Annotated in this window: 13 protein-coding genes and 1 tRNA gene; 8 read left to right on the top strand and 6 right to left on the bottom strand. The window is 62.0% G+C overall.

Annotation, left to right across the window (positions count from 1 at the left end; translation table 11 throughout):
* Positions 1-20: 20 nt before the first annotated feature.
* On the top strand, positions 21-386 hold the full coding sequence (locus tag HHL14_RS22400) for a hypothetical protein (protein ID WP_206002462.1): 366 nt from the start codon (positions 21-23) through the stop codon (positions 384-386).
* A gap of 267 nt (positions 387-653) precedes the next feature.
* On the opposite strand, the gene HHL14_RS22395 is transcribed toward HHL14_RS22400, so the two are convergent.
* Together HHL14_RS22395 and HHL14_RS22390 are read right to left on the bottom strand one after the other, a co-directional pair.
* Positions 654-1922, bottom strand: a complete 1269-nt coding sequence (locus tag HHL14_RS22395) for a glycine-rich domain-containing protein (protein ID WP_169499800.1) — start codon at positions 1920-1922, stop codon at positions 654-656.
* A gap of 182 nt (positions 1923-2104) precedes the next feature.
* On the bottom strand, positions 2105-2413 hold the full coding sequence (locus HHL14_RS22390; RefSeq protein ID WP_206002461.1) for a helix-turn-helix domain-containing protein: 309 nt from the start codon (positions 2411-2413) through the stop codon (positions 2105-2107).
* Between the two features lie 271 nt (positions 2414-2684).
* On the opposite strand from HHL14_RS22390, the gene HHL14_RS22385 reads away from it, so the two are divergent.
* Together HHL14_RS22385 and HHL14_RS22380 are read left to right on the top strand one after the other, a co-directional pair.
* Positions 2685-3290 (top strand): hypothetical protein, encoded by a 606-nt coding sequence (locus HHL14_RS22385; protein WP_169499799.1) that lies wholly within the window; start codon positions 2685-2687, stop codon positions 3288-3290.
* On the top strand, positions 3287-4141 hold the full coding sequence (locus HHL14_RS22380; RefSeq protein WP_230413160.1) for a phage integrase: 855 nt from the start codon (positions 3287-3289) through the stop codon (positions 4139-4141). The genes HHL14_RS22385 and HHL14_RS22380 overlap by 4 nt, the downstream gene beginning before the upstream one ends.
* Before the next feature lie 552 nt (positions 4142-4693).
* Here the strand turns inward: HHL14_RS22380 and HHL14_RS22375 are convergent.
* The 4 genes from HHL14_RS22375 to HHL14_RS22360 form a co-directional block, all read right to left on the bottom strand.
* Positions 4694-4770 (bottom strand) — tRNA-Met (locus tag HHL14_RS22375).
* A gap of 85 nt (positions 4771-4855) precedes the next feature.
* Complete coding sequence (locus tag HHL14_RS22370) at positions 4856-6514, bottom strand: MFS transporter (protein ID WP_169499798.1); 1659 nt, start codon at positions 6512-6514, stop codon at positions 4856-4858.
* 227 nt (positions 6515-6741) lie between these two features.
* Positions 6742-8280 (bottom strand): sensor histidine kinase, encoded by a 1539-nt coding sequence (locus HHL14_RS22365; RefSeq protein ID WP_169499797.1) that lies wholly within the window; start codon positions 8278-8280, stop codon positions 6742-6744.
* Positions 8281-8289: 9 nt separating this feature from the next.
* Positions 8290-9150, bottom strand: coding sequence for a response regulator transcription factor (locus HHL14_RS22360; RefSeq protein ID WP_169499796.1), 861 nt, complete (start codon positions 9148-9150; stop codon positions 8290-8292).
* A 254-nt stretch (positions 9151-9404) separates the two neighbouring features.
* Between HHL14_RS22360 and recA the strand changes: the two genes are divergently transcribed.
* From recA to sucD, 5 genes are all read left to right on the top strand, one after another.
* Positions 9405-10481, top strand: a complete 1077-nt coding sequence (recA, locus tag HHL14_RS22355) for a recombinase RecA (protein ID WP_169499795.1) — start codon at positions 9405-9407, stop codon at positions 10479-10481.
* A 7-nt stretch (positions 10482-10488) separates the two neighbouring features.
* Positions 10489-11295 carry a recombination regulator RecX gene (gene recX, locus HHL14_RS22350; RefSeq protein ID WP_169499794.1) on the top strand — a complete coding sequence of 269 codons (807 nt, stop codon included), beginning with the start codon at positions 10489-10491 and terminating at the stop codon, positions 11293-11295.
* Positions 11296-11534: 239 nt separating this feature from the next.
* Positions 11535-12212 (top strand): DUF2889 domain-containing protein, encoded by a 678-nt coding sequence (locus tag HHL14_RS22345; RefSeq protein ID WP_206002460.1) that lies wholly within the window; start codon positions 11535-11537, stop codon positions 12210-12212.
* 55 nt (positions 12213-12267) lie between these two features.
* The gene (gene sucC, locus HHL14_RS22340; RefSeq protein WP_054034438.1) at positions 12268-13437 is read left to right on the top strand and encodes an ADP-forming succinate--CoA ligase subunit beta; all 1170 of its coding nucleotides are present in this window, start codon (positions 12268-12270) and stop codon (positions 13435-13437) included.
* Positions 13438-13564: 127 nt separating this feature from the next.
* The gene (gene sucD / locus HHL14_RS22335) at positions 13565-14446 is read left to right on the top strand and encodes a succinate--CoA ligase subunit alpha (RefSeq protein ID WP_169499792.1); all 882 of its coding nucleotides are present in this window, start codon (positions 13565-13567) and stop codon (positions 14444-14446) included.
* The last annotated feature ends 12 nt before the right edge of the window (positions 14447-14458 follow it).

Here is a 14458-nt window from a genome sequence, read left to right as displayed (position 1 = left end):
TTTTCCCGGGGAGCCAGTGCATGCGCACAGCAATGACGTCGCGCAGATGCCCGCTAAGCGCGTTGTTTGGCGAGTATCGAGGAAAATCCTTGGAGGATTCGGCGGAGCTCGCCGAGTTGATGGCTGATTTGCCCGCCGACGCGCAACGCGCGGCGATGCGGATGATTTCGGAATTCGCGGGAGTCGTTCGCGAGCGGGAGGAATTGCGGCGTCAGGTCGATTTCCTGCGCGTTCGAATTGCGAAAATGGAGCGGGATATCTTGAACGACATGTTGGACCGCGAACCCAAGCCATCGCGCCCGAAAAAATCTGACCCTGAACCACTGGCGGCGATTGCGTCGCTAGGGCGTTTTTTGGGGCGCGGCCGGCTCAGCGCAGGTGGCTGACTCTCGACGGCTTAATTGAGCGAGGGGCTGGCTTCCAAGGTTGTGGGCGTCAGTCCGCCGCCCACAACCAATGTCCATTGTCTGAACTCGGGGGGCGTCAAGGGTTCGCTTCGCCGGGCTGCGCCCGCTCTTGACTCGGTTGAGCGGGTCTCGCAGCGAGCGCCTATGAACAGTGCTCCGCTGATCCGTGTGCGTCGGCCATTGAGACGCCCGATCAGTCCCGACCGCAGTCGCAAGTACGTCGTCCATAGTCCTCTGTCGACGCATTTACGTACGCAACAAGCCCGCAGCAACTTTCACCTCAATGGGATATTTTGCAAGGCGGTGCCCGGCTGAATGTACCTCGATCGTCCAGATACCGGCCTGACTCACGTCATATTCCATCAGGAAGTTAAAGTGTGCTGTGACGACGGGTCGAGGCAATCCGCTGAAGACTCGCAGTGGTTGGGAACACGTTGAAGCGCCTTCAGGTGATACGAGCGATGCCGTTAGTTCGTATTCGACGCCTTGGGGCGCATCCCCGATAGAGAGCGTTCCATACATGACAATCGAAATTTTTCCGGGTAGCGCACCAAAGGAGAATTGGTCAATCCCAGCGGACAATATGTACGCGAGTCCATCTCTGAAATAGCAACAGGCGGCCCCGATTAGGGCGCTAATGTGAAGACCCGCATCGCGATCGTCTTCGGTAACCTCACGAGTCACAATCACACTGTGCCCAGCCTTGCCTGCTTCGCCGCCCTTAGCGACAACGTCTCCAAACGATGTGTCGCCACCGTCTTCGCCAGCCTTACCGCCTTCTCCGATCTTAATTGGGATTGTCATCCCGGGAGTGACATCCATCTTGAATACTTTGTATTCGCCGCCTCCGCCACCTTCTCCGCCCTTTGATCCCGGGCCGAACGCCCCGGCCCCGCCGCCGCCTGCCCCGGGCGCAGTCCCGGGTGAACCAGAAAAATTGTACGTGTTTCCGCCTAGGCCACCAGTGCCACCATGAGCATCCCCAATCGCACCGCCGCCACCTCCGCCAGCACCGGGAGCCATGCCGCCGCCGCCAAAATTGATGTGCGTTGCCGATGGTGCGTCATCATCAATCGACAGGAATTGCTTCCGCACCGCTGCCATATTCGGCCTGTCGAGAATTGTGGTGATCCGCTCAAGGTGGAATAGGCTAAGCTTCAGTGGCTGCGCCTCGCGTTCAAGCTGCGAGCGCTCACTCAGTCGCAATTCTTGGTTCGTAACGAAGGCAATACCCTTCGCGTCACCGCGCTTGATTTTCTCGACGTCACTGGCGAATTTCGCTGCGATTTCCGCAAAGGACTTCTCCCCTCGCGGGAAAAATACTGCCATTACCCAAGGTTCGCCGTTGAATTCGCAACATGCGTCACGGCCCCCATCCTTCCCACCAAGAGGATGGCTCGGATCGATGTCCCGAAACCCCTCTTCCGTCAGAATTTGCGCCGACAGGCGTTCGGATGGTGCCTGTCCGTTGGTCCATTCCCGCAAGCGGTGCCATGTCTCGTCCCAACGATTCATCGCTTTCATCTCCTGTCAGATGCGCTCACGAGTATCGCAGATTCCCTTCGTCGATCACGGTCGAAGCTGTCTGGCTGAATGGCCGTTATTCCGTGGAAGCAATCATGCGTTTCGACCGCCAATCGATGAATCCGGATTCTTGCGAAATCCCCATTCAATTCTGGCTCTGATGGGCTCCAAATTCACTGATTGCCCGCTAATTGCTCAGCCAATTCGAGAATTTTCCCTCTTGCTCTCTTCGGTAGGCCATGAAATAGCCGTACCAACTCGGCTTCGTCATCCTCGACCGCGTAGAAGTACGACACCGGCACGTCAAGCACGCCCGCGATCCGCGTGAGCGTCCCGAGGTCGGGGATATGTTTGCCCCGCTCGTACTGATTCATCCGCGCACTCGCGGACATCTCGTCTATTCCTGCCGCTACTCCCAATCGCTCCTGCGACAGCCCGGAGCGCAGCCGGGCTTCCTTCAGGCGCTTCGCGACCAAGTCCAAATTAGCCTCCGACCAAAGGCTAAGATATTCTTAGTAGTCGAGTTTCTATACACTAAGACTTCCTTAGTCTGTAGAGGCGGTAACAGTGGCGGCCGAATCCCACGACCCCGGCGGCAAAGTCCGCATCAAGCTCCCGGCGGACGTGACCGGGGAAGCCAGCTTTTCGCCGTGCGGACGCTATCGTCAGCCTCGCGCGCGCGAGGTACATGCGGTGTGTTAATTTTTCGCCGAATTAATTGACTAGACAACTAATTGGGATTGCGTACAGGCAATGGCGAAGATATTGAATACCCCGAACGGCGGACAGGAATTACCAATCTTCAAGCAGCCGGGGCGACGTGTCCTGCTGATCGTCGGGGATCGCATTGATACGGCGATCGGAGCAAGCGGCTACCTCCATCTATGCCGGGAGGACGACGCAGAGATTCGCAAGCTGGTCTGGAGGGACATGACCTTGCCGGAGCAGTTATTCGCCTTGCGCGTGTCGGTCGGCGAGTTCTTGCCGGACGAATTGCTGCTGCCGATTCCCCTCACGCCGGATGAGGCGGCCATCTATCGCGAGATGTGCCGACTGGCGGCCATCGTGAAGGAAGCGCAGGGCATCTGGATGACGATCTCGCTGCATGAGCGCGTCGGTCCTGCCCAGCCTCCCGCCGACTCAGTTGCGAGCTACGCCGACATTGGCTCCGTCTGGGCGGAGAAGGCTGCCGATCTGGAGGGAACGCCTGAGGTCGATCTCGCTGGGGTCTTGGCAACGCGCAACGGGATCGAATCCGGGTGCGAGCGGGCGGAGGCTTTCTACTCGCCGCTGCTCAAGACGCGAGTCGAGGGTGAGCGTCGCGCGGTTACGCATGCTTCGCATCCTACTGAGCAATGACGAGGCGCGATGACGAATCCACGCCCACCGATCCGGCTGTCGCCGCCAGAGTCGCCGAGTACGACGAGGACGACTACGCGAAGGTGAAGGCGATCAACCCGAATGCAGTCGCCGAGCAGCGCGCATGGATCGCTACGCGCAATGAGTGCGACTCGACTCAGTGCGTGATGAACGCCTATCTGAGGGCGATGTTCAATGAGCTGGGTCGTCTCGGGCACTGGACTAAGGAAAACCCGCTGAGGCATGTGCGGGCGTTCAAGGTTCAGGAGTCGGAGCTTACCTATCTGGTGCCTCAACAGATAAGGGCGTTACTGGCTGCGCTCGCGGAGGGCAGGAACGTCCATGTGCTGCTGATTTCGAAGGTGTGTCTTGCGACCGGGGCGCGGTGGGGTGAGGCGGAAGGGCTGCGCCGCACGCAGATCAAAGGCGGCCAGATACAGTTTGTGAAAACGAAGTCGAGTAAGGCCCGGTCGGTGCCGATCACGGACGCCCTTGAACGTGAGCTGATTGCGCACTTCGGGAATTACGGTGACTCGGATACGGGGCGTCTGTTTGAGGCTTCGTCGTCGGCGTTCCGGGAGGCGGTCGAGCGTGCCGGGCTGGTTCTACCTGACGGGCAGTTGACGCACGTTTTGCGTCACACGTTTGCCAGTCACTTCATGATGAACGGCGGGAACATTCTGGCGTTGCAGCGGGCGTTGGGACATCACAGCCTGACGATGACGATGCGGTATGCGTATTTGTCGCCCGAGCATCTTGCGGAGGCGCGGCGGCTGAACCCTATCGCGCGTCTCGAGAGCGGCGGGGAGGCGGTTGCGGTAGCGGGGGATGTATCGGCTGGAGTTGGGTAGGGCCGAGACTCGGAGTGGTGTTTCCGTAAGCTACTCCCCCTTGATAATCATATGACTGGCCCCATTTTGCTCGGGCATTGCAAATATCGTGCCTGTAGCCATTTCATTTTCAGGAGGAAACATGGCTCTCTATGGTGACAAAGCCAACGTCAAACTGAGCAATCAACCCACTAAATATCAGCGCCTATGGAGTCCGGGCGATAAACCGAATGACGCAGGTATCTACAAGTGCCAAACGTGCGGTTTTGAAGATTTGTTCAATCGAGCGTGTGACAAGGTACCGCCTTGTTCGGTGTGCAAGGAGAAGACGAAAAACTGGAAGCTCTTGGTGCGAGCCGAAGACAACTAAAAGGTGAGTGATCCAGAAATGGAAGAAGCACGAGGCCAGTCATTGCGACTGGCCTTTTTCACGTTGTGCATGCCGACGGCAGCTTTCCCAGGGAGCCAGCCTGGCAAGTGAGGGCATTCCGACTGTTTTGGAATGCGTTGACGCTTTGTTGACGCTCTGAAATGGACAAGGGCCTAGCGCGAACGCTAAGCCCTTGTTTTATTTGGTGGCGAATCAGGGATTCGAACCCCGGACCTGCGGATTATGATTCCGTCGCTCTAACCGACTGAGCTAATTCGCCGAAAGAAGCGAGATTATGCTGGCGAAGACGGGGGCTGTCAACCCCCGTCGCACATCTTTTTAAGACACATCGATCAGCGCGCGTTTCAGTCCTGCGCGTAGATATCCGAGTCCTTGGTCTCCCGCACGAACAGCATGCCGATCACGAAGGTCGCCACCGCGATGATGATCGGATACCACAGCCCCGAGTAGATGTTGCCCTTCGCCGCGACGATCGCGAACGCGGTCGCCGGCAGGAAGCCGCCGAACCAGCCATTGCCGATGTGATACGGCAGCGACATCGACGTGTAGCGAATCCGCGTCGGGAACATCTCGACCAGCATCGCCGCGATCGGCCCGTAGACCATCGTCACGTAGATCACGAGGATCGTCAGGATCACGATGCTCATCGGCCAGTTGATCTGCGCCGGATCGGCCTTCGGCGGGTAGCCGGCAGCCTTCAGCGTCGCGGCCAGCGTCTTATCGAACGTTTTGCCTTGCTCCTTCGCGTCGGCCGCACGGCCGTCGAACGTGTTGACGACCGTGTCGCCCACGCGGATCTGCGCGAGCGTGCCGGCCGGCGCCGCGACGTTTTCGTAGTTCAGGCCGGCTCGCGACAGCGCGCTCTTCGCGATATCGCATGAACTCGTGAACTTCGCGGTGCCCACCGGGTTGAACTGGAACGAGCACTCGGACGGATCGGCGATCACGACGATCGGCGACTTCGCGGTCGCGGCTTCGAGCGCCGGGTTCGTATAGTGCGTGAGCGCCTTGAACAGCGGGAAGTACGTCAGTGCGGCGATCAGCAGACCGGCCATGATGATCGGCTTACGGCCGATGCGGTCCGACAGCGAGCCGAAGAACAGGAAGAACGGCGTGCCGATCAGCAGCGCGAGCGCGATCATGATGTTGGCGCTGGTGCCGTCGACCTTCAGCGTCTGCGTGAGGAAGAACAGCGTGTAGAACTGGCCCGTGTACCAGACCACGGCCTGGCCGGCGGTCAGGCCGAGCAGCGCGAGAATCACGACCTTCAGGTTCTTCCATTGGCCGAACGCTTCGGAGAGCGGTGCCTTCGAGGTCTTGCCTTCTGCCTTGATGCGCTCGAACACCGGCGACTCGTGCAGTTGCAGGCGAATCCACACCGACACCGCGAGCAGCAGGATCGACACGATGAACGGAATGCGCCAGCCCCATGCGCCGAACGCGTCTTCGCCCATCATCGTGCGTACGCCGAGAATCACCAGCAGCGACAGGAACAGGCCGAGCGTCGCGGTGGTCTGGATCCACGCGGTGTAGAAGCCGCGTCGTCCCGCCGGCGCATGTTCGGCGACGTAGGTCGCGGCGCCGCCGTATTCGCCGCCGAGCGCGAGACCCTGCAGCAGACGCATCGCGATGAAGATCACCGGCGAAGCGATACCGATCGCCGCGTAGCCGGGCAGGAAGCCGACGAGGAACGTCGACAGGCCCATGATGATGATCGTGACGAGGAACGTGTACTTACGCCCGACCATGTCGCCGAGCCGGCCGAACACGATCGCGCCGAACGGCCGCACCGCGAAGCCCGCCGCGAAGCTGAGCAGCGTAAAGATGAACGCCGCGGTCGGATTGACGCCGGAGAAGAAGCTCTTGCTGATGAAGGCCGCGAGCGAGCCGGCCAGATAAAAGTCGTACCACTCGAAAACCGTACCCAGCGACGATGCGAAGATCACCCGCTTCTCATCGCGCGTCATCGGCACGTGCGAGATTTGCCCGCCAACGGTAGCCATATGTCGTCTCCAATATTGATATGCACACGAACGCCGGCACAGGCGTTCCCGTGCAACCGATTATTGGAGTGGAAACTTACGGCGTTCTGACGCAGCGGGGCGACCTGGGGTAGTTCGGTACACCGGCGAATCAGCGGCCAAATTACGTGAATCTGCAGGAAATATCGTGCAAATTGCGTCGAAATATCTCAAAAAAGCTCTGGGAGTTAGCTGACGGCGAGGGCGCGTTAGGGTAAGTCCCGTCCCCGTTCGAGCACATTCAGGCTGACACGCACGAGGGTGCCGGCGAGTCGCGGCGACGCCTGGTAGACGTTGTCGTCGATCGTGAGCTCGCCGCCGTGCATCGCCGCGATCTCGCGCACGATCGCGAGGCCCAGGCCGCTGCCGTCGCCCTCGCGGCCGAGAATCCGGTAGAAGCGCTCGACCACGCGCGAGCGCTCGGCGGCCGGAATGCCGAGGCCGGTGTCCTCGACCTCCAGATGCACGAGCCGGGCGGCCGCCTCGTGCCGCACCCGCACGGTGATGCGGCCGCCCGCCGGCGTGTAGCGGATCGCGTTGTCGATCAGGTTGGACAGCATCTCGCGCAGCATCACCGGATTGCCGGCGACGTCGACCGGTTCGTCGGGCGCTTCGTAGCCGAGGTCCATCTGCTTCGCAAGCGCGGGCTGCACCCACTCGCGCACCGCGCTGCGCGCGAGTTCGCCGAGTTCGATCGGCGTGAAGATGTGGCCGGAGCGGCGGTTTTCCGCGCGCGCGAGCGCGAGCAGCTGCGTGACGAGTCGCGCCGCCTGTTCCGAACTCGTCGCGATCTGTTCGAGCGAGCGATGCACCTCGGCCGACGCGTTCTGCCGCAGCGCCAACTCCGCCTGGGTGCGCAGGCCGGCGAGCGGCGTTTTCATCTGATGCGCGGCATCGGCGATGAAGCGTTTCTGCAGCTCCATGTTCTGTTCGAGGCGCGTGAGCAGGTCGTTGAAGGACGTCACGAGCGGCTCGATTTCGGGCGGAGCGCGGCGCGCTTCGAGCGGCGAGAGATCGTCGGGGCGGCGTGCGCGGATATGCGCCTGCAGCGCGTGCAGCGGCTCGAGCCCGCGCGAGAGGCCAAACCACACGAGCAGGATCGCGAGCGGCAGGATCACGAACTGCGGCAGGATCACGCCCTTGATGATGTCGTTGGCGAGCTGGCTGCGTTTGTCGAGCGTCTCGGCGACCTGCACGAGCACCGGCTGCGCGCCCGGCGTCTGCGGAAACTCGACGGTCGTATAGGCGACGCGGATGTCGTTGCCGCGCAGCACGTCGTCGCGGAATTCGACGATGCCCGCCTGCGGGCGGTCCTCCTCGTGCGGCAGCGGCATGTCGCGCTCGCCGGCCACCAGTTCACCGCGCGTGCCGAGCACCTGAAAAAACACACTGTCGACGTTGTCGGCGCGCAGGAAGTCGCGTGTCGACTCGGGCAGCGTCAATTCCGCGACCCCGTTGACCGGATGGATCTGGCGTGCGAGCACGTACGCGTCGGTTTCGAGCGCGCGATCGAACGGCCCGTTCGCGATCGATTTGGCGACCAGATAGGTGACGGCGAGGCTCATCGGCCACAGCAGCAGCAACGGCGCGAGCATCCAGTCGAGAATCTCGCCGAACAGCGAACGTGGACGTGCCTCGGCGGCGGCTTCGGTTTCGTCGGGCGGGGCGAACGGATTGGCGTAGCGCGCGTCGCGCGCCTCGTCGAGGTCCGCCGCGTGCGCCGTGGCGCGATCAGCGCGTGCGGCCATCGCCGGCCTCTATTTGTAGTGGTGGCTCGCCGGCATCGCGCCGCTCGGCGGCGCGGCAGACGGTTGGGCCGACGGGGGCGAGGCAGCGGACGCGCTACCGGACGGGGCGGCCGCGCTTGCGCCTGGCGTTGCGGCTGTGCCCGCTCCGGCCGCGGTCACGGCGTTCGCGGCGTTCGCCTGCGTAGCCGCGTTCGCGACGGGCGGCGCCGCTTTTTCCAGGCAGTAGCCAAGCCCGCGCACGGTGATAATGCGCACGCCGCTCGGCTCGATCTTCTTGCGCAGCCGGTGCACGTAGACCTCGATCGCGTTGTTGCTGACTTCCTCGCCCCATTCGCACAGATGGTCGACCAGCTGTTCTTTCGACACCAGCCGGCCGATCCGCTGCAGCAGCACTTCGAGCAGGCCCAGTTCGCGCGCCGACAGGTCGATCACCTGGTCGTTCACGTAGGCGATGCGGCCCACCTGATCGAACGACAGCGAGCCGTGTCGCGTGATCGTCGGGCCACCGCCCGCGCCGCGCCGCGTCAGTGCGCGCACGCGTGCTTCGAGTTCGTTCAGCGCGAAGGGTTTGGCCATGTAGTCGTCGGCGCCGAGGTCGAGGCCTTTGACACGTTCGTCGACACTATCCGCAGCGGTCAGGATCAGCACGGGCAGGTTGGAATTGCGCGCGCGCAGGCGCCGCAACACCTCGAGACCGGACATGCGCGGCAGGCCCAGATCAAGGATCAATAGGTCGAACGTCTGCATTGACAACGCCGTATCGGCTTCCACGCCGCTTTTGACGTGATCGACCGCATAGGCCGATTGGCGGAGTGATCGAACCAGACCGTCCGCGAGTATGCTGTCGTCTTCGGCAATCAGAATTCGCATGGTGCGCCAGCCTGGCTTTGCCGGCACCGTGGGCTTGCCCCGGCGCGCAGCGGTCTCCGAACATTGATTGTGCGTAGTTGGCGTGGCGCGACTGTAAAAATGCGCGTTCGCATGAGAATCGCGCTTGCCAAAACTACTGTTTTTTTATACAGTGTCTGCGTTTCGTGTGCTGTTCGTCATCGTCACGCTAAAAGTGGCTGAAAACCGGGCGCACACCTGCCTCAGACGCCGTTCATCATAGCAAAGGACGATTCATGGAAGAAAGCAAGAAAGGCTCGGCTGGACTGACTGCTGAAAAGAGCAAGGCCCTCGCTGCCGCGCTCGCGCAGATCGAAAAGCAGTTCGGCAAAGGGTCGGTCATGCGGCTCGGCGCAGGTGAGGCAGTCGAAGACATTCAGGTGGTCTCCACCGGGTCGCTCGGCCTCGACATCGCACTGGGCGTCGGCGGTTTGCCGCGCGGCCGCGTGGTCGAAATCTACGGTCCGGAATCGTCCGGTAAAACCACGTTGACGCTGCAGGTCATCGCCGAAATGCAGAAGCTCGGCGGCACTGCGGCGTTCATCGACGCGGAACACGCGCTGGACATCCAGTACGCGGGCAAGCTCGGCGTGAACGTCGCCGACCTGCTGGTCTCGCAGCCGGACACCGGCGAACAGGCGCTCGAAATCGCCGACGCGCTGGTGCGCTCGGGCTCGATCGACATGATCGTGATCGACTCGGTCGCGGCACTCGTGCCGAAGGCGGAAATCGAAGGCGAAATGGGCGACTCGCTGCCGGGTCTGCAGGCACGTCTGATGTCGCAGGCGCTGCGCAAGCTGACCGGCACGATCAAGCGCACGAACTGCCTCGTGATCTTCATCAACCAGATCCGTATGAAGATCGGTGTGATGTTCGGCAACCCGGAAACCACCACTGGCGGTAACGCGCTGAAGTTCTACGCGTCGGTGCGTCTGGACATTCGTCGTATCGGCGGGATCAAGAAGAACGACGAAGTGATCGGCAACGAAACGCGCGTGAAGGTCGTCAAGAACAAGGTGTCGCCGCCGTTCCGCGAAGCGATTTTCGACATCCTGTACGGCGAGGGTATCTCGCGTCAGGGCGAAATCATCGACCTCGGCGTGCAGGCCAAGATCGTCGACAAGGCTGGCGCCTGGTATAGCTACAGCGGCGAGCGGATTGGTCAGGGCAAGGACAACGCGCGTGAATTCCTGCGCGAAAATCCGGACATCGCTCGCGAAATCGAGAACCGTATCCGCGAATCGCTCGGCGTCACCGCGATGGCGGGCATCGCGAGCGACGACGCAGACGCGGAAATCGCGGGCGAAGAGTAAGCATCACGTGATCCGCAAAGGCCGGCCGCTGTCCGATTCCAACGCCGGACATTACCCGGATGGCCCGCGCGGCACAGCGGATGGATCGCCCAACGTCGGCGACTCATCCGCTGGCGACACCTTCGATCCGTTCGAGTCTTTCGATGCACACGATCGCGCTGCGGGCCGTGGCCCGCAGCAGCGCACCCGGTCGGCATCCTCCCGATCGTTTTCGTCATCGGCCAGTCCGGACTTTTCTGGGCCCGGCTCCGATACAGATTCCGATTCCGCCGTCGAAGCCACCTACACCCGTTCGCGTCGCCAGCCCGGTGAAGCGCAGCCGGGTCGGTCCGGCGAAGGCGACGCAAAAAAGTCCCAACGCCCAACCCGCTCGCTGAAAGGGCGCGCACTCGGCTATCTGTCGCGCCGCGAATATAGCCGCGCGGAACTCGCGCGCAAGCTGAAGCCTTATGTCGAGGAAACCGATTCGCTCGACACGGTGCTCGACTCGCTGGAAGCGGAAAACTGGCTGTCCGACTCGCGTTTCGCGGAAAGCCTGATCCATCGGCGTGCGTCCAAGCTTGGCACGAGCCGTATTCTCGGCGAGTTGAAGCAACACGCGCTGAACCCGACCCTCGTCGAAGAGGCCACCGAACAATTGCGCGAAACCGAGCTCGCGCGTGCGCACGCCGTCTGGAGCAAGAAGTTCGGCCAGCTTCCCGAAACGCCGGCCGAGCGCGCGAAGCAGGCGCGCTTTCTTGCGTCGCGCGGGTTTTCAGGCGCGACGATCGGCAAGATCCTCAAGGGTATCGACGATATCTGGGACGGTGACTAGCCGCTCGCCGGGCGGGTGGTAAGTCGGCCGCAGGCAGGACGCGGAGCGTGTCAGCCCCGCGCGAGGTGAGCAGCGGGCAAGGAGCCGGTAATGAACCGGTAACGAGAACCGGTAACGAGCCGGGCAGGGCGGCGCTTCCCGTGCCATAGTCCGCCCGTCATGCTTGCGCAATCCGGGCAGTCCCAAATACCCGTTATGCTAAAATCCAGAGGTTTTCCAAACCGGTCTTTCCTTCCCGCATGCCGCTCTCCCCGCCAGTATCCCGACAGTTGCGCCATCGTCGCGCAATCAGAGCGGAAGCTTACGAGCGAGCCGATGGCCTGTGGGATGTGGAAGCGTGCCTGACCGACGAAAAGCCGCGCGATGTGCAGCTTGCGTCGGGGGTCCGGCCCAATGGTCAGCCGATCCATGAACTCTGGCTTCGCATCACCATCGATCGCAAGCTCAATGTCGTCGACGCCGAAGCGTCGTCCGACTGGGTGCCCTATCCAGGGTTGTGCCAGGCCAGCAATCCCGCCTACCGTGCCCTCATCGGGCTCAATCTGTTCCACAACTTCCGTCGCGATGCTGCCCGTTTGCTGGCCGGCACGGCCGGTTGCACGCATCTCACCGAGTTGTGCGCGATCCTGCCGACCGCCGCGATCCAGGCGTTCGCCGGCGACGTGTGGAACACGAATGAGGGCAGCACGCCGGGCGCGAACGCGGGTTCGGGAGACGAATCGTCTAACGGCACAGGCGAGCATTCCAACGACAAGCCGCCATTCCAGTTGGGACGCTGCCACGCGCTGCGTTTCGACGGCGAGGCGGTGAAACAGTTTTATCCGCGCTGGTATGGCCACGCACCGCGTCCGGCGGAACGCGCGGCCTCGTCAGACGAAGCGCCGGCCCGCGAGCAAAGCGGCAACGCGTCGGCCTGAATGGCAGCGGCGGAAGCGAAGTTCAATCCAACTCTCAGACTGAAGGGAATCACGCATGAAGATTCACGAGTACCAGGGTAAGGAAATCCTGCGGAAATTCGGCGTCGCGGTACCGCGCGGCAAGCCGGTCTTCTCGGTGGATGATGCGGTCAAGGCCGCGGAAGAGCTCGGCGGCCCGGTGTGGGTCGTGAAGGCTCAGATCCACGCGGGTGGCCGTGGCAAGGGCGGCGGCGTGAAGGTCGCCAAGTCGCTGGAACAGGTTCGCGAATACTCGAACCAGATCCTCGGCATGCAGCTCGTCACGCACCAGACCGGTCCGGAAGGCCAGAAGGTGAACCGCCTGCTGATCGAAGAAGGCGCGGACATCAAGAAGGAACTGTATGTCGGTCTCGTGATCGATCGCGTTTCGCAGAAGATCGTCGTGATGGCGTCGAGCGAAGGCGGCATGGACGTCGAAGAAGTCGCGGAAAAGACGCCTGAGCTGATCCACAAGATTGCCGTCGACCCGTCGACCGGCCTGAAAGACGCAGAAGCCGACGAGCTGGCCACGAAGATCGGCGTGCCCGCCGCTTCGCTGCCGCAAGCACGCGCGATCCTGCAAGGCCTGTACAAGGCATTCTGGGAAACCGACGCATCGCTCGCCGAAATCAACCCGCTGATCCTGACCGGCGACGGCAAGGTCATCGCGCTCGACGCGAAGTTCAACTTCGACTCGAACGCGCTGTTCCGTCATCCGGAAATCGTCGCGTACCGTGATCTGGACGAAGAAGATCCGGCTGAAGTCGAAGCTTCGAAGTTCGACCTCGCGTACATTTCGCTCGACGGCAACATCGGCTGCCTCGTGAACGGCGCAGGCCTCGCGATGGCAACGATGGACACCATCAAGCTGTTCGGCGGCGAACCGGCGAACTTCCTCGACGTGGGCGGTGGCGCCACGACCGAGAAGGTCACGGAAGCGTTCAAGATCATGCTGAAGAACCCGAACCTGACCGCGATCCTGGTCAATATCTTCGGCGGCATCATGCGCTGCGACGTGATCGCGGAAGGCGTGATCGCGGCGTCGAAGGCCGTGTCGCTGAAGGTGCCGCTCGTCGTCCGCATGAAGGGCACGAACGAAGACCTCGGCAAGAAGATGCTCGCTGAATCCGGTCTGCCGATCATCGCGGCCGACAGCATGGAAGAAGCGGCTCAGAAGGTCGTCGCGGCCGCAGCGGGCAAGGCGTAAGCCAAACCCAAAGCGCGTTTACCAGGATTACGAATGGCGGCGCGTGTGTGATGCATGAGCGGCGCGGGCGGAGAACATCCCGCCGCCCCCTGCGACACCGCGACGCCAAACGAACAGAGGTTTATACATGTCGATTCTGATTAACAAAGACACCAAGGTCATCACGCAGGGCATCACCGGCAAGACCGGTCAGTTCCACACGCGTGCTTGCCGTGAATATGCAAACGGCCGCGAAGCGTACGTTGCAGGCGTGAACCCGAAGCGGGCCGGCGAAGATTTCGAAGGCATTCCTATCTACGCTAGCGTCGCGGAAGCCAAGGCTGAAACGGGCGCGACCGTGTCGGTGATTTACGTTCCGCCGGCAGGCGCTGCTGCTGCGATCTGGGAAGCTGTCGAAGCCGACCTGGATCTCGCGATCTGTATCACGGAAGGCATTCCTGTCCGTGACATGATCGAGCTCAAGGCTCGCATGCGCGCGAAGAACAGCAAGACGCTGCTGCTCGGACCGAACTGCCCGGGCACGATCACGCCGGACGAACTGAAGATCGGCATCATGCCGGGTCACATCCACCGCAAGGGCCGCATCGGCGTCGTGTCGCGTTCGGGCACGCTGACGTATGAAGCAGTCGGCCAGCTGACCGCGATCGGCCTCGGCCAGTCGTCGGCAGTCGGTATCGGCGGCGACCCGATCAACGGTCTGAAGCACATCGACGTGATGAAGATGTTCAACGACGATCCGGATACGGACGCCGTCATCATGATCGGCGAGATCGGTGGTCCGGACGAAGCGAACGCCGCTGAGTGGATCAAGGACAACATGAAGAAGCCGGTCGTCGGCTTCATCGCTGGCGTCACGGCGCCTCCGGGCAAGCGCATGGGCCACGCCGGCGCGCTGATCTCGGGTGGCGCGGACACCGCTGAAGCGAAGCTGGAAATCATGGACGCATGCGGTATCAAGGTCACGAAGAACCCGTCGGAAATGGCGCGTCTTCTGAAGGCGATGCTGTAAAAACGAATTCGC

It is taken from the genome of Paraburkholderia antibiotica, assembly GCF_012927125.1.
Taxonomy (GTDB): Bacteria; Pseudomonadota; Gammaproteobacteria; order Burkholderiales; family Burkholderiaceae; genus Paraburkholderia; species Paraburkholderia antibiotica.
Note: the sequence above shows the minus strand (reverse complement) of the source record. Positions and strands in the feature narration are given on the sequence as shown.

Bases quoted from the DNA above. Each gene is read 5' to 3' on its own strand.
- HHL14_RS22400 (WP_206002462.1), top strand. From the start codon at position 21: ATGCGCACAGCAATGACGTCGCGCAGATGCCCGCTAAGCGCGTTGTTT.
- HHL14_RS22395 (WP_169499800.1), bottom strand. From the start codon at position 1,922: ATGAATCGTTGGGACGAGACATGGCACCGCTTGCGGGAATGGACCAAC.
- HHL14_RS22385 (WP_169499799.1), top strand. From the start codon at position 2,685: ATGGCGAAGATATTGAATACCCCGAACGGCGGACAGGAATTACCAATC.
- HHL14_RS22380 (WP_230413160.1), top strand. From the start codon at position 3,287: ATGACGAGGCGCGATGACGAATCCACGCCCACCGATCCGGCTGTCGCC.
- HHL14_RS22370 (WP_169499798.1), bottom strand. From the start codon at position 6,514: ATGGCTACCGTTGGCGGGCAAATCTCGCACGTGCCGATGACGCGCGAT.
- HHL14_RS22365 (WP_169499797.1), bottom strand. From the start codon at position 8,280: ATGGCCGCACGCGCTGATCGCGCCACGGCGCACGCGGCGGACCTCGAC.
- HHL14_RS22360 (WP_169499796.1), bottom strand. From the start codon at position 9,150: ATGCGAATTCTGATTGCCGAAGACGACAGCATACTCGCGGACGGTCTG.
- recA (WP_169499795.1), top strand. From the start codon at position 9,405: ATGGAAGAAAGCAAGAAAGGCTCGGCTGGACTGACTGCTGAAAAGAGC.
- HHL14_RS22345 (WP_206002460.1), top strand. From the start codon at position 11,535: ATGCCGCTCTCCCCGCCAGTATCCCGACAGTTGCGCCATCGTCGCGCA.
- sucC (WP_054034438.1), top strand. From the start codon at position 12,268: ATGAAGATTCACGAGTACCAGGGTAAGGAAATCCTGCGGAAATTCGGC.
- sucD (WP_169499792.1), top strand. From the start codon at position 13,565: ATGTCGATTCTGATTAACAAAGACACCAAGGTCATCACGCAGGGCATC.